The following is a 22937-nucleotide window of genomic DNA, read 5'->3' on the forward strand; positions in this document are numbered from 1 at the left end:
ATCACTTCGCCGGCACCGGGATTATGCCCGCCATCGATCCAGATCTCGGCGCCGGCGGGTGCATGCGGCAGCAGTCGGCCCTCGCTCAGGCGCTGCAGCCGGCCCGGCCATTCGACCGAACTCATCGCCTTTTCCATCATCGTCTCGGTGACGGTGAAACCCGCCGCCTTGACGGCACGAATGGCAGCGGCGGCATTGGCATATTGATGGCGGCCGGGAAGGCGCGGTAGCGGCAGGTCGGCAAGCCCGAACTCGTCCTGGTAGACGAGCCGACCATATTCCTCATGCGCCATGAAATCCTGCCCGAAGACGGCGCTCGGGCAATGCAGCCTCTCAGCCGTCGACATCAGCACGTCGAGCGCTGCGTCATATTCCTGATGGCCGATGACGACGGGAAATCCCGGCTTCATGATGCCGGCCTTTTCGGCCGCGATCAGCTCGACCCTGTCGCCGAGATAGGGTTGGTGATCCAGCGAGATCGGCATGATCACCGAGACGGCCGGATCGGAAATGACATTGGTGGCATCGAACCGGCCGCCGAGACCGACTTCGATGATCGCGGCATCGGCCGGATGTTCGGAAAACAGGATGAAGGTGACCGCCGTCAGGATTTCGAAGACGGTAATGTGCTGTCCTGCATTGGCATCGGCCACGCGACGCACGGCCCCGGCAAAGACGGCGTCGTCGACAAGCTGTCCGCGTCCGCCCTTGACGCCAATGCGGTAACGCTCGTGCCAATTGACGAGATGCGGCGAGGTGTGCACGTGAGCGCTGTAGCCGCCGGCTTCGAGCAGGGCGCGGCAAAAGGCGGTGACCGACCCCTTGCCGTTGGTGCCGGCGACATGGATCACCGGCGGCAGTTTCCTGTGCGGATTGCCGAGTTGATCGAGAAGACGAGTGATGCGATCGAGAGACAGATCAAAACCCTTGGGATGCAATCCCATGAGCTTGTCGATCTCCTGTGCTGCCTCGCTCACCGCGGTTTGGCCTCTGGGTATCAATTCGGCACCCCGCCTGTTTGTCGGTTATCAGGCGCTCGCCGCCAGGGCGATCGCGCCGCTATTCATGTCGTTCGCCGCCGAAACCGGCTTCTTCGTCAGGATCTTCAGGAGACGCGCAAGCGTTTCCGGAATATCGTGGCGCTTGACGACCATATCGACCATACCATGCTCCAGCAGGTATTCGGCGGTCTGGAAGCCTTCGGGCAGTTTTTCACGCAGGGTCTGCTCGATCACGCGCTTGCCGGCAAAGCCGATTTCGGCGCCGGGCTCGGCCAGATGAATATCGCCAAGCATGGCATAGGAGGCCGTGACGCCACCTGTCGTCGGGTTGGTCAGCACGACGATATAGGGCTGGCCGGATTCCTTCAGCATGTCGACGGCAACCGTCGTGCGCGGCAGCTGCATCAGCGACAGGATGCCTTCCTGCATGCGCGCACCGCCGGAAGCGGGGAACATCACCAGCGGGCACTTCTCAGACGTCGCGCGCTCGAAAGCCTTGACGATCGCCTCGCCGGCGGCCATGCCGAGCGAACCGCCGATAAAGTTGAATTCGTGCACGACGGCCACGAGTTTCAGTCCTTGCACCTTTCCGACACCGGCGAGGATCGTATCCTCCTGTTCGGTCTTCAGGCGGCTGTCGCGCAGGCGATCGCTATATTTCTTCGAATCGCGAAACTTCAGCGGGTCCTGCGCGACCTTCGGCTGCGGCAGCGATTCGAACTCGCCATTATCGAAAAGATCGATTAAGCGCGCCTTGGCCGGCATCTTCATGTGATAACCGGACGCCGGAATGACCCATTTGTTGCCTTCCAGGTCCTTGTGGAAGACCATCTCGCCCGTTTCCGGGCACTTGATCCAGAGGTTCTCCGGCACTTCGCGACGGCCCAGCATGGAATTGATCCGCGGGCGAACGTAGTTGGTGATCCAGTTCAACTCGAATACTCCTGATAGTCTAAAGCGCGTCGCGATCTTTCAGATTCGCTGCCACGCCTTAGGTCCTAGTTTCCCGCATGTCGTTGCCGCAAAACCGCTGCACACTTTGCGCGACATGCTTTATTGCCAATGTGGGCAAACTATTCGGCAGCAACAAGGCGCGCCGAACGTGTTCCCGTGGAAAGGCCGCGCACCAGCGTGGCAACCGCCTGAACCGTGTCCGCCGTTGCCTTTCCGTCATGCGTCAAGCTGGTCGCAACCTGATTGACGATCGCGGTGCCGACGACGACGCCGTCGGCCGAACCGCCGATGACCTTTGCATGTTCCGCCGTCTTGACGCCGAAGCCGACGCAGACGGGCAGCTTGGTGTGCTGCTTGATGCGCTCGACCGCGCCCGAAACCAGCGACGGATCGGGCAGCGCCGAACCGGTGATGCCATTCATCGAGACGTAGTAGACGAAGCCTGAAGTGTTCTTCAGGACCTTCGGCAGGCGCTTCTCATCGGTCGTCGGCGTCGCCAGGCGGATGAAATTGATGCCTTTGCGGATCGCCGGAATGCAGAGTTCGTCATCCATCTCGGGCGGCAGGTCGACGACGATCAGGCCGTCGATACCGGCAGCGAGCGCGTCGTCGAGGAATTTCTCGACGCCGTAAATATAGATCGGGTTGTAGTAACCCATCATCACGATCGGCGTCGCATCATTGGTCTTGCGGAAATCGGCCGCCAATTGCAGCGTCTTCTTCAGCGTCTGGCCACCTTTCAGGGCGCGCTGGCCGGCCAGCTGGATCGCCGGGCCGTCGGCCATCGGATCGGAAAAGGGCATGCCGAGCTCGATGATGTCGGAGCCCGCCTCCGGCAGCGCCTTCATGATGCCGAGCGAGGTATCGTAATCGGGATCGCCGCCCATGAAATAGGTCACAAGCGCCGGACGGCCCTCGGCCTTCAGCTCGGCAAAGCGTTTGTCCATGCGTGCGGTCATGTCTTACAGTCCCATTCCCAGAATCTTGCCGACGGTGAATATATCCTTGTCGCCGCGGCCGGAGAGGTTCATCAGGATGATCTCGTCCTTGCCCATCGTCGGTGCGCGCTTGATCACCTCGGCAATTGCATGCGAGGGCTCGAGCGCCGGAATGATGCCTTCGAGGCGGGTCAGGGTCTGGAAAGCTTCGAGCGCTTCGTGGTCCATGATCGGCACATAGTCAACGCGGCCGGTATCGTTGAGCCAGGAATGTTCGGGGCCGATGCCGGGATAATCGAGGCCGGCCGAAATCGAATGGCCCTCCTTGATCTGACCGTCGCCATCCTGCAGCAGGTAGGTGCGGTTGCCGTGCAGCACGCCCGGCGAACCGGCGGTGATCGAGGCGCAATGTTCATCGCCCTGCAGACCCTTGCCGCCGGCTTCGACGCCGACGATCTTGACGGAGGGATCATCCAGGAAAGGATGGAAAATGCCGATGGCGTTCGAGCCGCCGCCGACGGCAGCGATGACGAGATCCGGCAAGCGGCCTTCGGCCGCCAGCATCTGCTCTTTCGCTTCGATGCCGATCACCGACTGGAAATCGCGAACCATCTCCGGATAGGGATGCGGACCGGCTGCCGTTCCGATCAGGTAATAGGTATCTTCGACATTGGTAACCCAATCGCGAAGCGCCTCGTTCATGGCGTCCTTCAGCGTGCCGCTGCCTGCCGTGACCGGTTTGACTTCTGCGCCGAGCAGCTTCATGCGGAAAACGTTCGGCGCCTGGCGCTCGACGTCGGTGGCGCCCATATAAACGACGCAGGGGAGGCCAAAGCGGGCGGCAACGGTCGCGGAGGCAACCCCGTGCTGACCGGCACCGGTTTCGGCGATGATGCGGGTCTTGCCCATGCGCTTGGCGAGCAGGATCTGGCCGATGCAATTGTTGATCTTGTGAGAGCCGGTATGGTTCAGCTCTTCGCGCTTGAAATAGATCTTGGCGCCACCGAGTTCAGCCGTCAGCCGCTCGGCGAAATAGAGCGGGCTGGGGCGGCCGATATAGTGCGCGCCGAGATGCTTCAATTCGGCCTGGAATGCCGGATCGTTCTTTGCCCTGTTCCATTCGTCCTGCAGGTCGAGGATTAGCGGCATCAGCGTTTCGGCGACGAAACGACCGCCATAAATGCCGAAACGGCCATCTTCATCGGGGCCGGAACGGAAGGAATTCGGTTTAGGCGTCTCGTTCACTCTCAACTCCCTGAGGCCATGACAGGCGCATTCGCCTTTTCGACCGCATCGAAAAATTCATCGATCTTCGCGACGCTCTTCACGCCAGGCACAGTTTCGACTCCCGAGGAGACGTCGATACCCGGTGCCTTGGTGACGAAAAGCGCTTCTGCGACATTGTCCTTGTTCAGCCCGCCGGAAAGCATGTAGTCGACGCTGCCGTCAAGCCAGCTGAGAAGGCTCCAATCGAAGGAAATACCGTTGCCGCCAGGCAGTTCCGAGCCCTTCGGCGCTTTGGCGTCGAAGAGGAAACGGTCGGCAATGCCGATGTAGGCCTCGACGCGCTTCAGGTCGTCTGCCGTGCGTACCGAAAAGGCCTTCATCACAGGCAGACCATAGACCGCCTTTATGGTCAGCACATGTTCGGGACTCTCGTTTCCGTGGAGCTGCAACAGATCCGGCTTCAACAATGACACGATCTCGTCGAGTTCGTCATTGGTCGGATCGACGACGACGGCGACGATCTTCGCCTTGCCGCGCGCAGGTTCGGCCAGTTTTGCCGCCAGGTCCGGCTCAATATAGCGCGGGCTCTTTTCGAAGAAGATAAAACCGATATGGGTCGCACCGCGTTTCAGCGCGCGATCGACAGCGTCAGGCGACTTCAAGCCACAGATCTTGATATCCGGTCTCATGGCAGCGAAGTGACACGAAATGCGGAAAGAGTCGAGCCAATTTGCGACGGACGCTGAATTTAGCGCGGCTCTCGGCTGGAGCGCCGCGCGTCCAAAGGACGCTCTAACACTTTAAATCTGCGCATAATCCTTTCCGAAAAACCGATTCCGATTTTCGGGGTTTATGCGCTAGTCGAAATCGATGGCATGCAACTGGCTGCCATGCCGCTTGAGCCAGGATTTCGCCTCGTCCATGCCGGGGCAAAGTTTGCCACAGAGGGCCCAGAAGTGCGGGCCGTGATTCATTTCCTTGAGGTGGGCGACCTCATGGGCGGCGAGATAATCGATCACCGACGGCGGCGCCATGACGATACGCCACGAAAAGCTCAGATTTCCTTCAGACGAACAGGAGCCCCAGCGGCTACGGGTATCCTTCATCGAGATCGAACGGATCGGCGCCCGGATCGTTGCGGCATGCATCGTCGCCAGTCTTGCGAGATCGGCGCGGGCCTCCTTCTTGAGAAAGGCAGCAATGCGCCGTCCGACATGTTCCGGCATGCCGCTGACGCGCAGCACCGGCCTGCCGTCTATGGAAACCACCTCCGTCAGCCCGCGCAAGCTGCCGCTATGCTGGATGCGGTGAGAAACGCCGCGAAGGAGGATTTCGCCGCCGTCACGCAGGCCGGTATCGGTCGAAAACTTGGCAAGCTTGGTGAGCAGCCAACCCTGGTGACGATCGAGGAAGGCATTGACCTCGCGCGTGGCAAGGCCTTTCGGCACCGTCATCTTCAAGGCGCGGCCACCCGGCTCGATGCGCAGCGTGATGCGTGTCGCCCGGTCATGCTGCTTGATCGTCAGCGGCATGAGCCGGCCGGCAACGTCGAGCGTGCGCATTTCGGGCGGAGCCGGCTTTCGCGCCTTCGACCTTGTTTTCAGAAGCGAGAACATGCGTGTTTTCTATACGATTCGCCGGCAAATCTAAATGATCGCCGGAAGGGCAGACATGGAAAAACCGGCATCGCGAGATGCCGGTCATCAATTCATCGTTCAGGCGTTTACGGCGTCTGATATTCAGCCACCGGGCCGTTGTCATCGCGCTTGGCGTTCCTGCGGTCGCGCATGAAGCGGTCGAACTCTTCCTGATCCTTGGCGCGGCGGAGCTCGCGGAGATAGGAGTCGAATTCCTCGCGCATTTCGTCAAGCTTGCGGCGCTCTTCCTCCATCCGGTCGAGTTCGGCCTTGCGCCAGTCGTCAAAGGCGACGTTGCCGGTCGAAAAATGCGGGCGGTGACGGCCATGCGGTCGGCGGCAGGAGGCAAAGAAGCCATCGGTCGCCTGGTTGACGTCACGCTTGAAGCCGCGCAGACGGTCGCCGAAGATGATGTAGGCAAGCATGGCAAGACCCAGAGGCCAGAAAACCATGAAGCCGAGAATCATCAGGGCAATGGTAGCCGGAGTCCAATCCGGTCGAAGCAATGCTGACTGGTTCATCGTGCGGGTATCCCTCGCTTTCCGCGCCCGGCAGAATACCGAACGCTGAAATCGATGTGGTTACCGCAATAACCGCCTTCAAGACGATTGCCCGCGAAATCGGACAAGACCTTGAATCCGTTTTGCTAATTCAGCTATCCCTGATTCAGCCCGTCCGGCCGCCCTTGATGACACGCGGGATCGGAGGCTTGACGGCGGAACGTGAATGCTGGCGGACGAAATTGATGATGCGCGGCGCGATCTCGCGGCGGAAACGCGAGCCGTTGAAAACACCATAATGGCCGACATCCGGCTGAAGATAGTGCATGCGCATATCTTCGGGAATGTTCACGCAGATGGTCTGCGCCGCCATTGTCTGGCCAACCCCGGAGATATCGTCATTCTCACCTTCGACGGTCAGCAGCGCCACATTGCGAATTGCCGCCGGATCGACGCGTTTGCCGCGATGCATCAGTTCGCCCTTCGGCAGCGAATGCTTGATGAAGACCTCCTCCACCGTCTGTAGATAAAATTCGGCGGTCAGATCCATGACCGCGAGATATTCGTCGTAGAAATCGCGATGTCTTTCCGGCTCGCCGTCGTTCTTCACGAGATGCATGAAGAACTCCTTGTGCGCGACGAGATGGCGATCAAGATTCATGGACATGAAGCCCGAAAGCTGCAGGAATCCTGGATAGACCGGACGCATGAAGCCCGGCTGCGGCCAGGGCACGTTCATGATGACATTGTCGGAGAACCACTGCAGCGACCGCTCCTGAGCGAGCTTGTTGACCGCCGTCGGGTTGATGCGCGTGTCGATCGGGCCGCCCATCAGCGTCATCGATGCCGGCGAAAGCGGATCCCTGGCTTCTTCCATCACGGCAGCGGCTGCCAGCACGGGAACGGAAGGCTGACAGACGGCGACGACATGCGTGTCGTGACCGAGGAAATGCAGCATCTCGATGACGTAGTCGACGTAATCGTCGAAATCGAAGGTGCCTTCCGTCATCGGCACCATGCGGGCGTCGATCCAGTCGGTAATGTAGATATCGGCGCTCGGCAACAGCGCCTCGACCGTGCCGCGCAATAGCGTGGCATAGTGGCCGGACATCGGCGCGACGATCAGAATACGCGGATCATTGCCGCGGGCGGCTGGAACACTGCGGGCGAAATGCAGGAGATTGCAGAAGGGCCGCGACCAGACCACCTCTTCGCGGACGGAAACCGTCTTGTCACCGATCGTCGTCTGCTTCAGTCCGAATTCCGGTTTCCCGTAGCGGCGCGTCGTACGTTCGAACATTTCGAGACTTGCCGCCATCGTCCGACCCAATGGCGTGTGGGAGAACGGGTTCAGCGGATTGGCATAGGCAAATCGCATGATATCGGCCGCGGCGCGAAACGGCGCCATGGCGGCATGGTTCAATTCATAAAGCTGATAAAACATTGGAAGGCGCCACCTTTCTCTGTCGAAAAGATGACACCGATTGAGAGGCATCGACTCTTTTCGTAACGCGGGCACGTCGCGCAGACTAACAGGTTTTTGTTGCACAGCAACATTGACGCACCAGACCCACACAAGAAATGCCGGAGAATTGATCCCCGGCATCATAATCGACCTGAAAACTTAAGTTTCTCAACAGGAAGCGTCGTTAACGATCCGCTACGAAGGTCTGCTTCTGCGTGCCGAGACCTTCGATGCCGAGTTCGACCACGTCGCCGGCCTTGAGATAACGCGGCGGCTTGAGGCCCATGCCGACGCCCGGAGGCGTGCCGGTCGAGATTACGTCACCGGGATGCAGCGACATGAACTGGCTGAGATAGGAGACGAGGAACGCAACCCCGTAAACCATCGTTTTCGATGAACCGTTCTGCATCTTCTGGCCGTTGACCGTCAGCCACATGCCGAGGTTCTGCGGTTCGGCAATTTCATCCTTGGTCACAAGCCAGGGGCCGATCGGGCCAAAGGTGTCGCAGGACTTGCCCTTGGTCCACTGACCGGAACGCTCGGTCTGGAAAGCGCGCTCGGAAACGTCATTGGAAACGCAATAACCGGCGACATAATCCAGCGCTTCGGCTTCCGTCACATATTTGGCGGTTTTGCCGATGACGACGCCGAGCTCGACTTCCCAATCGGTCTTTTCCGAACCGCGCGGGATGATGACGTTGTCGTTCGGTCCAACGATTGCGGATGTTGCTTTCATGAAGATGATCGGCTCGGGCGGCACGGTCGCACCGGTTTCGGCAGCATGATCCGAATAATTCAAGCCAATGCAGATGAACTTGCCAGTGCCCGCGACGCAGGCGCCGATGCGACCGGGTGCGATTTCCGGAAGGCTCTTCTGATCGATCGCCGCAATCTTTGCAAGGCCTGCCGGGCTGATCGCTTCGCCGCCGATATCGGCGACATGACCGGAAAGATCGCGAATTTTGCCATCGGCATCGAGAAGCGCTGGTTTTTCACTGCCTGCTTCGCCAACACGCATCAGCTTCATGGAATTCCTCCTCATTGAAAACGGATTTGCAGCCACCTATGAACGAATTATTCATCGGTGTCATTACGGCTTTGCCGGGAAGCGGTACGGCTTCGCCGCGATTCGGATGATTTTCTGCCGAAAGCCGCCCGTACCCGCCGGCATCATGCTCTAAAAAATTTCCGCCAGATCCGGGCCGGAGGGAATGATCTTCGTTGGATTGAGGCTTTCGATCGAATAGTAGCCGCGCTTGATATGATCGAGATTCACCGTTTCACCGATGCCCGGCCAATCCAGCATTCGGCGACAGAAGGCGCGCAGATTGGCATAGTCGGAAAGCCGGCGCAGATTGCATTTGAAGATGCCGTGATAGGCGACGTCGAAGCGCACCAGCGTTACAAAAAGCCGGATATCGGTCTCGGTGGGGTGATCGGCAAAGAGAAAAGACCGGCCCTCGAACTGCTGCTCGGCCCAGTCGAGGCAGGAAAACACGTCGGCAAAGGCTTCTTCGTAGGCGATCTGCGTGGTGGCGAAACCGGCGCGGTAGACACCGTTGTTGAGGGCAGGATAGATGCAATCGTTGAAAGCATCGATCTCGGTGCGCCTCTCCGCTGGATAAAGATCGATCGGATTTTTTGCCAGACCGCCGAAGCCGCTGTTCAGCATACGCAGAATATCGGCGGATTCATTGTTGACGATGGTCTTTTTCTGCTTGTCCCAGAGAACCGGTACGGTGGCCCGGCCGGTGAAATCGGGTGCTGCCCTGGTATAGATTTCATGCATATAGGTTACGCCGTTGACGTGATCCTCCGTCGCGCCGGGATAGTCACCGAAGCGCCAGCCCTGCTTGCCCAGCAGCGGCTCGACGACCGAGACCGAGATGATATCTTCCAGGCCCTTGAGCTTGCGGCCGATCAGGGTGCGCGAGGCCCAGGGGCAGATATAGGCGACATAGAGATGGTAACGGCCGGCGCTGGCTTCAAAGCCGCCTTCGCCGGTCGGCCCGGCGCTACCATCCGGGGTCACCCAATTGCGGAAACTCGAGGTCTGGCGGACGAAGCCGCCCTTTTCGTCCTTTGCCTGAACGGGCTGCCAGTCTTCCGTCCATTTTCCGTTCACCAGCATGCACAACTCCCCGATCGATTGACGAACTGGTTCATTACCCCGCTTCGACGCCGGCGTGAGGCCGCTTTTATGAAGACAGTCTGTACACCCAAACTGCGACGATGCTGCGCTTGCCAAGCCGGTGAAGCAGGAAATATGTCTCTGCTTTACAAGATGACGTGGAGCTTGAAATGCATCTCTCGAAAGCCGTCGTGCAGACCGAACATGCGAGCCGCTACCTGCAGCAGCTCTGCAAACACTGGAGCCATAAATTCAGCGTCGAATTCGATCCTCAGAAGGGCCGGGTGCCGTTCAGCGATACGGCCGAGGTGACATTTGCGGCCGACGATGCGGCGCTGACCATGACACTTTCCGTCGCCGATCCCTCGCAACAGGAAAGGATGCAGCACGTCATCGACGATCATCTGAAGCGCTTCGCCTTCCGCGAAGAACTCGACATCGTCTGGACGAACTAAGCCGACCCGATCCAAATTCTTCCCCAAGCCATGGAACAAGCATGACGAAGAGCAATAGCCGCGAATCGGACTATCCCATCGATTCGATCTTTCTCGACCGCTGGTCGCCGCGCGCCTTCACCGGCGAAATCATTGAGGAAAAGCAGCTGCTCAGTCTGCTCGACGCCGCCCATTGGGCGCCGTCCTCTTCCAACCAGCAGCCCTGGCGCTTCATCTATGGCCTCAAGGGATCGGAGCATTGGGAGAAATTCGTCGCCTTGCTCAACGATTCCAACCAGGAGTGGGCCAGGCATGCATCAGCGCTGATCTTCGTCGTGTCGCGCGCCTTCACCGGGGCTGCCGGCTCGGCTGAGGAAAAGCCGAGCTACACCCATTCCTTCGATGCGGGTGCGGCCTGGGGATACTTGGCGCTGCAGGCGCGCCTCTCCGGTTTTTATGCCCATGGCATGGGCGGCATCAAGCATGAGGAGATCAGGCAGGCGTTCGCCATTCCCGAGGGATACCGGGTCGAAGCAGGCGTCGCCGTCGGCCGCCTGGCCGACAAGAGCGTTCTTTCCGAACGCAATCAGGCGCGCGAATTCCCCAGCCAGCGAAAGCCGCTCTCCGAGCTCGCCTTTGACGGCCGTTTCGTCGTGAACTGAGCAGATATCAAGACAAGCGAAAGCCCCGCCGTCCTGCGACCGCGGGGCTTTCTATTGAAGAGATATCGATCAGATATCGAGGTTTGCAACGCTCAGCGCATTCTCCTGGATGAATTCGCGCCGCGGCTCGACTTCGTCACCCATCAGGCGGGCGAAGAGACCATCGGCGTCGGTGGCGTCGTTGACCCTGACCTGCAGCAGCGAGCGAACATTCGGATCAAGCGTCGTTTCCCAGAGCTGCTCGGCATTCATCTCGCCAAGACCCTTGTAGCGCTGCATGGTGAGGCCCTTGCGGCCGCTTGCGAAGATCGCATCGAGCAGGGCGCGTGGGCCGGAGATTTCGACGTCGCCTTCGCGGCGATGCAGCGACGGCGGCGTCTGATAGATTTCCTTGAGGCGTGCCGTCAGCTGGTCTATGTGACGGGCATCCGAAGAACCGATCAGCGCCATGTCGAGCACGACGAGTTCCCTGACACCGCGGACCATGCGCTCGAGGCGCAGGCCGCCATCACTTGTCAGATCGCCCCGCCAGCCGCGCTCGGTTTCCTCGGCGATGATGTCGAGGCGTCCAGCCACTTCGTTTGCCAGCGCCAGCGCTCTTACCGGATCGCTGGCGAGCTCGGCGTTGAGTGCTCCGGCAATCGCCGCTTGTTCGACGGCGGAACGATTGTAGCGCGAATGGAGATTGTCGAGCAGCGCGCGCATACGCAGAGCATCGAGGATGACCTCGCGCAGATCCTGGCCGGCGCGAACTTCGCCGCTACCGAGCCTCAGCGAAGCATCTTCCAGGCCCTGGCTGATGAGATATTCTTCGAGCGCCTTCTCATCCTTCAGATATTGCACCGACTTGCCGCGCGAGACCTTATAGAGCGGCGGCTGGGCGATATAGAGATGACCGCGCTCGATCAGTTGCGGCATCTGGCGGAAGAAGAAGGTGAGCAGCAGGGTGCGGATATGGGCGCCGTCGACATCGGCGTCCGTCATGATGATGATCTTGTGGTAGCGCAGCTTTTCGACATTGAACTCGTCCTTCCCGATGCCGGTACCGAGCGCGGTGATCAATGTGCCGATTTCCTGGCTCGACAGCATCTTGTCGAAACGGGCACGCTCGACGTTCAGGATCTTGCCGCGCAGCGGCAGGATTGCCTGGTTCTCGCGCGAGCGGCCCTGCTTGGCCGAGCCGCCGGCAGAATCGCCCTCGACGAGGAAGACTTCGGATTTTGTCGGATCACGCTCGGAGCAGTCGGCAAGCTTGCCCGGCAGCGAAGCGATATCGAGTGCGCCCTTGCGGCGTGTCAACTCGCGGGCCTTACGGGCGGCTTCGCGGGCGGCGGCTGCCTCGACGACCTTGCCGACGAGGATTTTGGCTTCGCTCGGATGTTCTTCAAACCAGGTGTTTAGTGCCTCGTTGACGAGACTTTCGACAACAGGACGGACTTCCGAGGAAACGAGCTTATCCTTGGTCTGCGAGGAGAATTTCGGATCCGGCACCTTGACCGACAGAACCGCCGTCAGGCCTTCGCGGCAATCTTCGCCCTGCAGCGTTACCTTTTCCCTTTTGGTGATGCCGGAACTGTCGGCATAGGAAACGACCTGGCGCGTCAGCGCCGCGCGGAAGCCGGCCATATGCGTGCCGCCGTCGCGTTGAGGGATGTTGTTGGTGAAGCAGAGCACGTTCTCATGATAGCTGTCGTTCCACCACATCGCGACTTCGACGGTGATGCCGTCCTTTTCGCCGCGGATGGCGACAGGCTTGTCGACGAGAGACTTCTTGGCGCGGTCCAGATAAGCGACGAAAGCCTCGAGGCCGCCGTCATAACGCAGTTCTTCCTGCTTGATATCGGAATGGCGCTTATCGGTCAGCAGGATGCGAACGCCTGAATTCAGGAAGGCAAGTTCGCGAAGGCGATGCTCCAGCGTGCCGTAGTCGAACTCTGTCATGGTGAAGGTGTCGGTGCTCGGCATGAAAGTTACTTCCGTGCCGGTCTCATTCGGCGCGTCGCCCGTAACCTTCAGCGGAGCATCGGCCACACCATGGGTGAAGCTCATTTCGTGGATCTTGTCGTGACGGCGGATCTTCAGCTTCAACCAGACGGACAGGGCGTTGACGACGGAGACGCCGACGCCATGCAGGCCGCCGGAAACCTTGTAGGAATTCTGGTCGAATTTACCGCCGGCATGAAGCTGCGTCATGATGACTTCGGCCGCCGACACGCCTTCGCCGGTGTGAATGTCCGTCGGGATGCCGCGACCGTTGTCGGTGACGGTCACCGAACCATCCGGATTGAGAGTGACGGTGACGACGTCGGCATGGCCGGCAAGCGCTTCGTCGATCGCGTTGTCGACGACTTCATAAACCATATGATGAAGGCCGGAGCCGTCGTCGGTATCGCCGATATACATGCCGGGGCGTTTGCGCACGGCATCGAGGCCCTTCAGAACCTTGATGGAATCTGCGCCATATTCGGTGCTTACGCCGTTTTCCGTCGCGGATGTATCGCTCATTCTGTCGAGATTTTCCCTGTTGTCGTAAAGCTGCGGCGCGCCTTGCGAATCACCGGCTTTCTTCACTCTCGTATATAGGTTTTTTGAACCCACTTCCCAATGGCAAGCCCCTAAAACAAGGCATAAAACAGGGGATTATGACGCTTTTCCGTCGCCTTTGCCGCCTTTTTCGAGAAGAGCCGATAGCCGGCCTATCTCTGCACTGTCAAGGTTGCGAATCCGCCGGGCCAGCCGGTTGGCAAATTCGGTATATTCCGGCGGCAGGCCGGAGGTGTCGATCACGACGCGCGGGTCCGAAGAGCGGGCGAGAAGGAACAGTTCCTCGGCTTCATCCCAGATGATGTTGAAGTAACCGGCGATGCGCTGCAGCAGATCGAATGTCGGCAAACCACGCTTTCCATGTTCGAGCGCCGAGAGATAGGCAGGAGAGACATTCAGCGCTTCCGCCATCTCCTTCTGCGAGACGCCCTTGCGCGCCCGCAACCTGCGAACCGCCTCTCCGAAGGGTGTCATGGCCTTTCCCCATGCCGTCGCGACAGGCGAATGTAAAGCGCACCCTCACCGCCATGATGTTGTGCGGCCGACTCATAGGAGGAGATCAGGTAGCGGAATTCCGGCTTCGAGAACCAAAGAGGCACAGCACGCTTCAGCGCGCCGTCGCTGCCCATCGAGCTGCCCTTGCCCGTAATCACAAGCACATGGCGCATGCCGCGCTCGTGGGCGCGGATCAGGAAATCGAGAAGGATGGCATGGGCCTGGCTCTGCACCAACCCGTGCAGGTCGATCCGCGCTTCGAGCGCCAGCCGGCCCTTGGCGATCTTCCGCTTGACCGGCTTCTCCAGCGGATGATGGACCCCGGCCGATGGCTTCGCCGTTGGCGGTGCTGTCGGCTGCAGCGGCATGGATGTGGCGGGTGTCTGCTTTTCCTGCTTCCGTTCGGCCGCCGCTTCGGCTTCGGCAAGAAAGGCCTTGCCGGGCATCGGCCGCGTGCTGCGGGCGACCTTGCCCCAGAGGATCCTCTCGTCGGCGCTGAGCTTGCGATCCCTGGCCATCAGTCGAATCGTCCAGCGGCGGCATTGGGAATGAGGATGGTGAAATCGGCCTCGTTGCGGACCGTGCCGGCACTTTCCCCGGCCATATCCCCCGAGCCGGTGAAGATATCACCCCGCGCCGGCCCGACGATCGCCGAACCGGTATCGAGCGCCAGCATCAGCCTGCGGAACGGCCGCCCCTGGTCGAGATGGGTGAGACTTTCAGCGCGAATGAAAAAGGGAAAGCCGAAGGTATGGATCATCCGGTCGACCGCAAGCGCGCGCCCGGCGAGAAGCGGCACCTTAGCGGCCGCGATCGGACCTGCCTGCGGATCGGCAACCGGCGCTTCACGGAAGAAAATATAAGAACGGTTATGCCATAACACCTCGTCGACGCGCTCGGGATTTCGCGCCAGCCAGGCCCGAATCGCCTGCATCGAAATCTCGGCCCGATCGATCTCGCCGCGCTCGATCAGCAGCTTGCCGATCGCCGAGAAAGCATGGCCGGCCTTCGCCGCATAGGTGATGCGGCCGATACGACCATCCTCATAGCGTAGGCGGGCAGCACCTTGCACATGCACGAAGAAGACATCGACCTTCGACTTCGCCCAGGCGATTTCGAGGCCGCGGCCCTCGAGAAATCCCTGATCGATGGCGCGGCGGTCCGGATAGGCAGTGACGTGTCCCCCATGCAGACGGCCGAAAGCATAGGCCTTGTCGAGCCCGGCGGGCCGATTGGCGTCGTCGAGATCGATCAGATCGTCCGGACGCCGGTAGAAAGGAAAACGGAAAATTTCGTCCGGCCGATCCGACACGTCGATATCAGGTTCGTAGAAGGCGGTGACGAAACCGGAATTGCCGTCCTTGCGGCGAATCAGAAAGGGCCGGCAGTGCGTCTCGAAAAAGGCGCGCGCCGATTCCGGAGATGACGGCGTGAATTCTTCGGCGGCGGCGAGAAGCGGAAGGAGGTCTTCCGAGCTCAGGCCCAGCGATCCGGTGCGGTACGGTTTGACATCGGCGATCTGCCGCCGGCAGCTTCGCATGACTTCAAAAAGGCCGGAGGGATCATCATCCTTCCAGCCTTCCAGAGTGTCGAAGCTTATGGCCTGCAGGACGAAGTCCGATGCGTGGTCACTCATGTTCCGATTCGGTCGCCACGAGTTTCCAGTTCGGATCGCGCGAGCGGGTGTCGCGAGCAAAGGTCCAGACGTCGTTGACCTCGGCGACGTTTTCGGCGTCGCCTTCGATCAGCACATCCGCCTTGTCGTAGGTGGCCGATATCAGCTGGCTGGCGATGCGCACGGTGATCTGCGCTTCGCTGCCCTTCGTCTCCGCATGGGTGATTTCGGCCTTATCGATGCCGACGAAAGTGGACTTCACCTTCTCGCCCCGAGCTTCGCGCTCGCCGATCGCCGCATCGAAGCCGTCATAGACTTCGCGCGACAGCAAGTTCTTCAGCGTTTTCCGGTCGCCATCGGCATAGGCGATGACGATCATCTCGTAAGCCATGCGGGCGCCGTTCAGAAACTCCTTCGGGCTGAAGGCGGGGTCGGCCTTGTTCAGCGCACGCAGCGATTCGTTGAGCGGCGTTCCGGGCGCCGCGAAAGCATCGATGGCGGCGAAGCGATCTTCATCCTCCGTCGTCGCATCGCGCCGCGGCAGCGTCACGACCTTGCCGGCATCGGCGGCTTCGGCCGGAGCAGCATCCCGCGGTGTATAGAGATCGCGCGGCGGCTTCTCATTTCCTGTACGGCGCCCGAGCACGGAGCGGAGCTGAAAGAAAATCAGCACAGCCGCTACCAGGAAAAATAATGTGATGAAGTCGTTCGAACTCATATCGTATCGCAGCCGCCGTTAACATCTCTGATTTGTACTCCCATATAGTCTGCCTATACAGATGATTCAAATGATGGCTGGCATCTTCGCCGGCGCCAAGAGGAGACCGGCGAGCCCGGGACATGACGGACATGCGTTTTTCGATCCTGCCGGCCTTCATTCTGCTGCTGCCGTTCGCCGAAATTGCCGGTTTCGTCGTCGTCGGCCAGGCTATCGGATTGTGGCTGACGCTTGTTCTCGTCATGCTGGGTTTCGTTCTCGGCGTGGTTCTGCTGCGCCGGCAGGGCATCGGTATTTTGCGCCGCATGTCGAGCGAAGGACGAAATGGGATGATGCCGGGCCGCGACCTGCTGCGGCCGGCGATGAACGTTATCGCCTCGCTGCTCCTGATCATTCCCGGCTTCCTCACGGATATCATCGCGATCCTCATTCTCATTCCGCCGGTGCGCGATCTCGTCTGGCGTGCGATCGCCAAACGCTTCGTCGTCGTCAATGCCAAGGGCGGCTCTTCCTCCGGTCCGCAATCCGATTTCCGCGACCGCAAGCCGAACTCGAAGGTGGTCGATCTCGACGAGGAGGACTATCATAGGGAGCCGGATCGCAACTCGCCGTGGTCCGGCAAGCATCTTAGCGATTGAGGCACTGCGGCTGATCAACCGAGCCAAGCGCCCAGGGTTGTAAGCCCTTCCCTGAAATGTTAGATGGCGGCACCATTCCCATGCCCCTCGAGGAAAAGCCAATGGCAGACGATAACAACAGCAACGGTGCGGCCAACCCCACCCTTTCGATCCTTGCGCAATATACCAAGGATCTGTCCTTCGAAAATCCCGGTGCGCCGCGTTCGCTGCAGGCCCGCGACAAGGCGCCGACGATCAACATCAATGTGAACGTCAACGCCAACCCGCTTTCCGATACGGATTTCGATGTCGTACTGTCGCTGAATGCCGAAGCCAAGGACGGCGACAAGACGGTTTTCCATGCCGAACTCACCTATGGCGGCGTTTTCCGCGTTGCCGGTTTCCCGCAGGAACACATGCTGCCGGTTCTCTTCATCGAGTGCCCGCGCATGCTCTTCCCCTTCGCTCGTCAGATCATCGCCGACGTCACCCGCAACGGCGGTTTCCCGCCGCTGATGATCGACCCGATCGACTTCACGCAGATGTTCGCTCAGCGCGTTGCCGAAGAACAGGCCCGCGCCAAGGTTCAGGCCGTTCCGAACTGACCGGCTCTTTCTTATCTGAAATGCGGATGCCCGGGCTGGTCCCGGGCATTTTCAATTGAGGACCGGTTTAATCGAGGTTGGCGTATTTCGCCCAGACGCTTTTTTCACCGAGCTTGGCGACGAGCGCCTCATGCGCCTGCTCCTCGATTTGGCTGAGGCGCGGGGCGAGCGGCCGGGGCCGCTCGAGCACGGCAGCAATCACCACATCGTCTTCCATTGCCGTTTCGCCGTGGCGAGCCTGGCCCGATGTTCCTGATATGCTCAGGCCAAAGGCCGCCTGCCGGCCGCCGATCATCTCGATATAGACTTCGGCAAGCAGTTCGGAGTCGAGCAGCGCGCCGTGTTTGGTGCGGTGCGAATTATCGATGCCGTAGCGCCGGCAAAGCGCATCGAGCGAATTCGGTCCCATCGGGTGTTTGCGCCGCGCCATCGACAGCGTGTCGAGCACCCGTTCCGGCAGGATTGGCGGCAAACCGATCCGCGCGAATTCCGCGTTGATGAAGCCCATATCGAAGGTGGCGTTATGGGCAATCCACTTCGCATCGCCGAAGAATGTAAGGATTTGTTCGGCGACTTCCGCGAAAGGCTGCTTGTCCTTCAGGAATTCATCGGTGATGCCGTGCACGGCGAGCGCATCCGGATGAACCTTCTGATCTCCAGGATTGATGAAGATATGGATGGTGTTGCCGGTGGGGAAATGATTGAAGAGCTCGATGCCGCCGATTTCGATGATGCGGTCGGCGCGGTTGTCGAGGCCGGTTGTTTCCGTATCGAAGATGATCTCACGCATTCCGGAAATCTCCCTTGGCAATCCGCGTTTTCAAGTCGGCGACGATCTCGAACACCCGTTCCCTCGTCGTCGCGATACTGTGACTGGTGTCGATCAGATAATCGGCCCGGCGCCGTTTTTCCGTGTCCGGCGTCTGGCGTGAGAGAATCATGTCGAATTTTTCCTCGGTCATGCCGTCGCGCGCAAGCACCCTTTGGCGCTGAATCTGTGGATCAGTGCTGACGACGACGATGACATCCACTCTTGCCTCGGCGCCGGTTTCGAAAAGTAGTGGAATATCGAGCAATACCATGTCGGCGCCGGCGGCGCGTTGTCGCTTCAGAAATTCCGTCTCGCGTTTGCGAACCAGCGGATGGACGATCGCTTCCAGGCGTTTAAAGCCGTCAGGATTAAGAGCGAGCTGGCGGCCGAGTTCACGCCGGTCGACTGCTCCATCCTTCATCGTGCCGGGGAAAGCGCCATTCACCAGGGGTGCTGCCTCGCCGGCATAGAGATCGTGGACCACGGCATCCGAATCGTTCACCGGGATTCCGGCATCGGCGAAGAGCTTTGCCGCTGTCGATTTTCCCATTCCGATGGAGCCGGTGAGGCCGATCTTCAGCATCAGTGTGCGCCCATATCCGCGATGATGAGCGCACGCAGCGCCGCGTCGACGATCGGACGCTGGCCGAACCATTTCTCGAACCCGGGCACGGCCTGGTGCAAGAGCATGCCGAGACCATCGACGATGGGAAATCCTTGCTCTTCCGCTTGGGCCAGGATCGGCGTCTTCAAGGGCACGTAGACGATATCGGTGACAACGGCATCGGCTGCAAGGGGCGAGAAATCGAGTTGCGGCGCCGGCTCACCGTCCATGCCGAGCGAGGTGGTATTGATGAAGAGGCCTGCGCCTTTCATGACTTCGGCAAGCGCCCCGGCCGGATGGGCCTGGACACGCGGGCCAAAACGATCCGCGAGCTCGTGCGCGCGTTCGATGGTGCGGTTGACGACGTGGATCTCCTTGAAACCGCGATCACGGACCGCCTGGATGATCGCCCGGCTGGCGCCGCCGGCGCCAAAGACGACGGCCGTGGAATGCCGGTCCCAGCCCGGATGGCGTTCGTCGAGATTGGCGATGAAGCCGCGACCGTCGGTATTCGTCGCATGCAGAGCGCCATCCTCCAGCCAGAGCGTGTTCGCTGCGCCGAGTTCGGACGATAGCGCGTCCGGCTTGTCGGCGAGCCGGAACGCCAATTCCTTGTGAGGAATGGTGACATTGCCTCCGGTAAAACCGGAACTGCCATCCTTCAACGAGTGAATGAAATCGGCAAAGGCCTCGGGTGCCACTTCATGAGCGCGGTAGCTGCCTGGCAGGCCGAGCGTCTTCAACCAATATCCGTGGATCAATGGCGAGCGCGAATGTTTGATGGGAAAGCCCGTGACAAATGCTTTTGGCCCCAATGTTTCACGTGAATCACCCATCGATCGCTCCGAGTTCTCGCAATTTTTTTAAAAGCGGCAGCATCGGCAGGCCGAGAATGGTGAAATAATCACCCTCGATCTTTTCGAAGAGCTGGATGCCCTCCCCCTCCAATTGGTAGGCGCCGACGCTGGAAAGCGCCCGTTCGCCAACCCGCGCCAGATGTCTGGCGATGAAATCCATCGTCAGCGGCCGCATCGTTAATTCCGCATGCTCAAGATGTTCCCACAAGACTACGCCGTCGCTGACGATCGCGACGGCGCTATTCAATCGATGGGTTACGCCCGAAAGGACTTGAAGATGGCTAGCCGCGTCGGCCAGGTCGTTCGGCTTATGGAAGACGTTGTCGCCGAGCGACATCGTTTGATCCGAACCGATGACCAGGCTCTTCGGAAAACGGCTGCTGACTTCCTCGGCCTTGGCCCTGGCCAGGACGAGGGCCACGGCATCAGGCTTAGCGCCGGCTTTTTCCAGCGGCGCTTCAACGGCCCGTTCATCAATCCTTGCGGCATGCGCCTCGAAGGACAGACCTGCATTTTCCATCAGCATCCGGCGAAAGGGGCTCGACGATGCAAGGATGAGTTTCGGCGTCATGGGTGGTTCCTCGGCGTGCCGGCTTTTCGTCAGCGCTTAGCGCAGCTTCGGCCGCAGGGCAACGATTGCCGCGGCTGTTTCCTCGATTGAACGGCGGGTAACGTCGATCAGTGGCCAGTTGTGGCGGGCGCAGAGAGAGCGGGCATATTTCAGCTCCTCCGAAATCGCGGCGCGATCGGTGTAGTGTTCGCGATCGAAACCCTGCGTCACCCCGAGCACACGATTTTCCCGCACCTGGGAAATACGGTCGGTGGTGGCGATCAGGCAGACGATCAGCGGTTTACTCGCGACGAAGAGGCTCTCCGGCAATGGCACGCCATAGACGATTGGAATGTTCGCCGTCTTGATGCCTCGGTTGGCGAGGTAGATGCTGGTCGGTGTTTTCGACGTACGGCTGATGCCGATGATCACGACATCGGCATCGTTGTAATCGTCGGGCATCTGGCCGTCATCGTGATCCATGGTGAAATTCAGCGCTTCGATGCGCGCGAAGTAGCCGGCATTCATCACATGCTGGGCCCCGACACGACGGCGAGACGGGGCGCCGAGATAGATCTGGAAGGCATTCATCACCGGCTCCAGCACATTCACCGAGGCCACGCCCATCTCGATGCAGCGTTCATCGATCAGGCTCGCAAGCTCCCGGTCGACAATGGTGTAGAGCACGATGCCGGGGGCGTCATCGATCGCCTGCAGAACCGGCAGCAGCTGCTTGCGATTGCGGATCAGCGGATAGACATGTTCGATCGGCTGCGCCGATCTGAACTGTGCCGACGCGGCGCGCCCGGCGGAGATAAGAGTCTCTCCCGTTGAGTCAGAAATCAGATGCAGATGAAAGAAGTTCGTTCTGTTCTCCACGCTATTTTCCGCTGCCTGTTGAAAAGACTGGATGAAACAGAGCTACGGCGGCAAGGCGGTCTCCGGCAAGGGAAAACATGCCTCCTTATCCACATTTCGGATTCTGCGGATCGGTTTCGATTGGCCCTGTGGACGATGGGGAAGGGCTAGGCTTCTTGAAAGCTCGTCCACAGCCTATCCACAGTTATGAGAAAAATCGCCGAGCTGGAAGGATTTGGAATCATTTTCGGATTCGGCTTCTCCCCGAAATTTGGACGAGATGGACAATCTTTCCGATGTTCTTTTGCAGCCGCGCGACAAATGGCATCGGCGGTGGATGGATTTTAATCCTTGATAGTCACCGACTCTAAGAAATAGAAACCTTTTAAAAGATCTTTGTTTTTATAGGGAAGAAGCGCTTGAGCGATACGCGGCGAAAGATCATGAGGGTTTTGAGTGGCGAAAGCCTCTCCCCTCCTCCTCTCTGGCTGATGAGACAGGCAGGACGTTATCTTCCGGAATATCGGGAGACTCGGGCAAAGGCAGGGAGTTTTCTCGATCTCTGCTACACGCCTGAGCACGCCGTCGAAGTGACCTTGCAGCCGATCCGCCGCTATGGCTTCGATGCGGCCATTCTGTTTTCCGACATCCTGGTCATTCCAGACGCAATGAAGCGAAATGTCCGGTTCACCGAGGGCCATGGTCCGGAGATGGATCCGATCGATGAAGCCGGGATCGGCAGTTTGAACGGCGAAGAGGTTGTCGATTATCTCAGGCCGGTTCTGGAAACGGTACGGCGGCTACGTGAAGAACTGCCAGCGGAGACGACGCTGCTCGGTTTCTGCGGCGCGCCATGGACGGTTGCGACCTACATGATCGCCGGTCACGGCACGCCGGATCAGGCCCCTGCCCGACTCTTCGCCTACAAGCATGCTCGCGCTTTCGAGCATCTGCTGATGCTGCTTGCCGACGTATCGGCCGATTATCTCGTCGCCCAGATCGATGCTGGCGCCGATGCCGTGCAGATCTTCGATTCCTGGGCAGGTGTTCTCGGCGAGAAGGAGTTCGAGGCGTTCGCGATCAGGCCGGTTGCGCGGATGATTGCTTCGGTCAAATCACAACGGCCGCATGCTCGCATCATCGCCTTTGCCAAGGGCGCCGGCTACCAGCTCAAGACCTATCGCCAGAAGACGGGTGCTGATGCGATCGGCCTCGACTGGTCGGTCCCGCTGGCCTTTGCGGCCGAACTTCAAAAGGATGGACCGGTTCAGGGCAACCTCGATCCGATGCGTGTCGTTGCCGGCGGCCGGGCGCTGGAGGAAGGCATCGATGATATTCTGCAGCATCTCGGCAATGGTCCGCTGATCTTCAATCTCGGTCACGGCATTACACCGCAGGCCGACCCAGAGCATGTGCGTCTGCTGGTGGATCGCGTGCGAGGCGGGGCGTGACGATGGAAAATCAAACCGATCGGAGATCTGGCGCCTACGCCCGGCGCCGGGCTCATTTTGCGCTGGCCTTCTTTGCGCTGATGGCGGTCGGGCTTTTTGCCTGGAATCCCGATAATCTCTATCTCTGGATTAAGGCGCTGCATATCATCGCGGTCATTTCCTGGATGGCTGGGCTGTTCTACATGCCGCGGCTGTTCATCTATCACACCGATGCGGAGCCCGGCTCGGTGCAGTCGGAAACCTTCAAGGTGATGGAGCGTCGG

General features: G+C 59.8%; 26 protein-coding genes. 6 read left to right on the forward strand and 20 right to left on the reverse strand.

Annotation, left to right across the window (positions count from 1 at the left end; all coding sequences use genetic code 11):
- The 10 genes from FY112_RS34420 to FY112_RS34465 all read right to left on the reverse strand — a co-directional run.
- A partial coding sequence (locus tag FY112_RS34420; RefSeq protein WP_181018323.1) for a folylpolyglutamate synthase/dihydrofolate synthase family protein occupies window positions 1–1001 on the reverse strand: 1001 nt, incomplete at its 3' end.
- 27 nt (window positions 1002–1028) lie between these two features.
- Window positions 1029–1934 (reverse strand): acetyl-CoA carboxylase, carboxyltransferase subunit beta, encoded by a 906-nt coding sequence (gene accD, locus FY112_RS34425; protein WP_025396517.1) that lies wholly within the window; start codon window positions 1932–1934, stop codon window positions 1029–1031.
- Window positions 1935–2074: 140 nt separating this feature from the next.
- Window positions 2075–2914, reverse strand: a complete 840-nt coding sequence (trpA, locus tag FY112_RS34430) for a tryptophan synthase subunit alpha (RefSeq protein ID WP_029874599.1) — start codon at window positions 2912–2914, stop codon at window positions 2075–2077.
- A gap of 3 nt (window positions 2915–2917) precedes the next feature.
- Window positions 2918–4138, reverse strand: a complete 1221-nt coding sequence (gene trpB / locus FY112_RS34435) for a tryptophan synthase subunit beta (protein WP_003544114.1) — start codon at window positions 4136–4138, stop codon at window positions 2918–2920.
- A 2-nt stretch (window positions 4139–4140) separates the two neighbouring features.
- Window positions 4141–4809, reverse strand: coding sequence for a phosphoribosylanthranilate isomerase (locus tag FY112_RS34440; RefSeq protein WP_151520357.1), 669 nt, complete (start codon window positions 4807–4809; stop codon window positions 4141–4143).
- A gap of 168 nt (window positions 4810–4977) precedes the next feature.
- Window positions 4978–5736, reverse strand: coding sequence for a SprT family zinc-dependent metalloprotease (locus FY112_RS34445; protein ID WP_017962640.1), 759 nt, complete (start codon window positions 5734–5736; stop codon window positions 4978–4980).
- 107 nt (window positions 5737–5843) lie between these two features.
- Complete coding sequence (locus FY112_RS34450; RefSeq protein ID WP_017962639.1) at window positions 5844–6278, reverse strand: DUF2852 domain-containing protein; 435 nt, start codon at window positions 6276–6278, stop codon at window positions 5844–5846.
- A gap of 145 nt (window positions 6279–6423) precedes the next feature.
- Window positions 6424–7701: a polyhydroxyalkanoate depolymerase gene (phaZ, locus tag FY112_RS34455; protein WP_131719624.1), complete on the reverse strand. Its 1278-nt coding sequence runs from the start codon at window positions 7699–7701 to the stop codon at window positions 6424–6426.
- Window positions 7702–7906: 205 nt separating this feature from the next.
- Window positions 7907–8749 (reverse strand): fumarylacetoacetate hydrolase family protein, encoded by an 843-nt coding sequence (locus FY112_RS34460; protein ID WP_131719623.1) that lies wholly within the window; start codon window positions 8747–8749, stop codon window positions 7907–7909.
- Window positions 8750–8899: 150 nt separating this feature from the next.
- Window positions 8900–9853 carry a glutathione S-transferase family protein gene (locus FY112_RS34465; RefSeq protein ID WP_151520358.1) on the reverse strand — a complete coding sequence of 318 codons (954 nt, stop codon included), beginning with the start codon at window positions 9851–9853 and terminating at the stop codon, window positions 8900–8902.
- A gap of 170 nt (window positions 9854–10023) precedes the next feature.
- Between FY112_RS34465 and FY112_RS34470 the strand changes: the two genes are divergently transcribed.
- Together FY112_RS34470 and FY112_RS34475 are read left to right on the forward strand one after the other, a co-directional pair.
- A complete protein-coding gene (locus tag FY112_RS34470) occupies window positions 10024–10308 on the forward strand; it encodes a DUF2218 domain-containing protein (protein ID WP_131719621.1) in 285 nt (94 codons plus the stop codon).
- 41 nt (window positions 10309–10349) lie between these two features.
- Window positions 10350–10949 carry a nitroreductase family protein gene (locus tag FY112_RS34475; protein WP_151520359.1) on the forward strand — a complete coding sequence of 200 codons (600 nt, stop codon included), beginning with the start codon at window positions 10350–10352 and terminating at the stop codon, window positions 10947–10949.
- 69 nt (window positions 10950–11018) lie between these two features.
- Here FY112_RS34475 and gyrB read toward each other — a convergent pair whose 3' ends face one another.
- From gyrB to FY112_RS34500, 5 genes are all read right to left on the reverse strand, one after another.
- Entirely contained in the window at window positions 11019–13454 is a 2436-nt protein-coding gene (gyrB, locus tag FY112_RS34480) for a DNA topoisomerase (ATP-hydrolyzing) subunit B (protein ID WP_151520360.1), read from the reverse strand.
- Between the two features lie 135 nt (window positions 13455–13589).
- The gene (locus tag FY112_RS34485; RefSeq protein ID WP_017962632.1) at window positions 13590–13967 is read right to left on the reverse strand and encodes a helix-turn-helix transcriptional regulator; all 378 of its coding nucleotides are present in this window, start codon (window positions 13965–13967) and stop codon (window positions 13590–13592) included.
- The gene (locus FY112_RS34490; RefSeq protein WP_151520361.1) at window positions 13964–14506 is read right to left on the reverse strand and encodes a Smr/MutS family protein; all 543 of its coding nucleotides are present in this window, start codon (window positions 14504–14506) and stop codon (window positions 13964–13966) included. The genes FY112_RS34485 and FY112_RS34490 overlap by 4 nt, the downstream gene beginning before the upstream one ends.
- Window positions 14506–15624: a murein transglycosylase A gene (locus FY112_RS34495; protein ID WP_151520362.1), complete on the reverse strand. Its 1119-nt coding sequence runs from the start codon at window positions 15622–15624 to the stop codon at window positions 14506–14508. The genes FY112_RS34490 and FY112_RS34495 overlap by 1 nt, the downstream gene beginning before the upstream one ends.
- Complete coding sequence (locus FY112_RS34500; protein ID WP_017962629.1) at window positions 15617–16321, reverse strand: Tim44/TimA family putative adaptor protein; 705 nt, start codon at window positions 16319–16321, stop codon at window positions 15617–15619. The genes FY112_RS34495 and FY112_RS34500 overlap by 8 nt, the downstream gene beginning before the upstream one ends.
- Before the next feature lie 131 nt (window positions 16322–16452).
- On the opposite strand from FY112_RS34500, the gene FY112_RS34505 reads away from it, so the two are divergent.
- The gene (locus tag FY112_RS34505; RefSeq protein WP_065282599.1) at window positions 16453–16959 is read left to right on the forward strand and encodes an FxsA family protein; all 507 of its coding nucleotides are present in this window, start codon (window positions 16453–16455) and stop codon (window positions 16957–16959) included.
- 101 nt (window positions 16960–17060) lie between these two features.
- Window positions 17061–17543 (forward strand): protein-export chaperone SecB, encoded by a 483-nt coding sequence (gene secB / locus FY112_RS34510; RefSeq protein WP_003544086.1) that lies wholly within the window; start codon window positions 17061–17063, stop codon window positions 17541–17543.
- A 67-nt stretch (window positions 17544–17610) separates the two neighbouring features.
- Here secB and dnaQ read toward each other — a convergent pair whose 3' ends face one another.
- Genes dnaQ through FY112_RS34535 form a run of 5 tightly spaced genes read right to left on the reverse strand, consistent with a single transcriptional unit; the run spans window position 17611 to window position 21244 of the window.
- A complete protein-coding gene (gene dnaQ, locus FY112_RS34515; protein WP_131719617.1) occupies window positions 17611–18333 on the reverse strand; it encodes a DNA polymerase III subunit epsilon in 723 nt (240 codons plus the stop codon).
- Complete coding sequence (gene coaE, locus FY112_RS34520; protein ID WP_131719616.1) at window positions 18326–18937, reverse strand: dephospho-CoA kinase; 612 nt, start codon at window positions 18935–18937, stop codon at window positions 18326–18328. The genes dnaQ and coaE overlap by 8 nt, the downstream gene beginning before the upstream one ends.
- On the reverse strand, window positions 18937–19794 hold the full coding sequence (locus FY112_RS34525; RefSeq protein ID WP_151520363.1) for a shikimate dehydrogenase: 858 nt from the start codon (window positions 19792–19794) through the stop codon (window positions 18937–18939). The genes coaE and FY112_RS34525 overlap by 1 nt, the downstream gene beginning before the upstream one ends.
- Window positions 19787–20386 carry a Maf-like protein gene (locus tag FY112_RS34530; protein ID WP_151520364.1) on the reverse strand — a complete coding sequence of 200 codons (600 nt, stop codon included), beginning with the start codon at window positions 20384–20386 and terminating at the stop codon, window positions 19787–19789. Before FY112_RS34530 ends, FY112_RS34525 begins: the two co-directional genes overlap by 8 nt.
- Window positions 20387–20422: 36 nt before the next feature.
- Window positions 20423–21244, reverse strand: a complete 822-nt coding sequence (locus FY112_RS34535) for a pyruvate, water dikinase regulatory protein (RefSeq protein WP_011649834.1) — start codon at window positions 21242–21244, stop codon at window positions 20423–20425.
- Window positions 21245–21642: 398 nt separating this feature from the next.
- On the opposite strand from FY112_RS34535, the gene hemE reads away from it, so the two are divergent.
- Together hemE and FY112_RS38360 are read left to right on the forward strand one after the other, a co-directional pair.
- Window positions 21643–22674 carry a uroporphyrinogen decarboxylase gene (gene hemE / locus FY112_RS34545; protein ID WP_151520365.1) on the forward strand — a complete coding sequence of 344 codons (1032 nt, stop codon included), beginning with the start codon at window positions 21643–21645 and terminating at the stop codon, window positions 22672–22674.
- 2 nt (window positions 22675–22676) lie between these two features.
- Window positions 22677–22937 (forward strand): CopD family protein (locus FY112_RS38360; RefSeq protein ID WP_246700823.1); only part of this gene is annotated, 261 nt, incomplete at its 3' end.

The organism is Rhizobium sp. PEPV16, assembly GCF_008919455.1.
In the GTDB taxonomy this organism is placed as follows: domain Bacteria; phylum Pseudomonadota; class Alphaproteobacteria; order Rhizobiales; family Rhizobiaceae; genus Rhizobium; species Rhizobium leguminosarum_Q.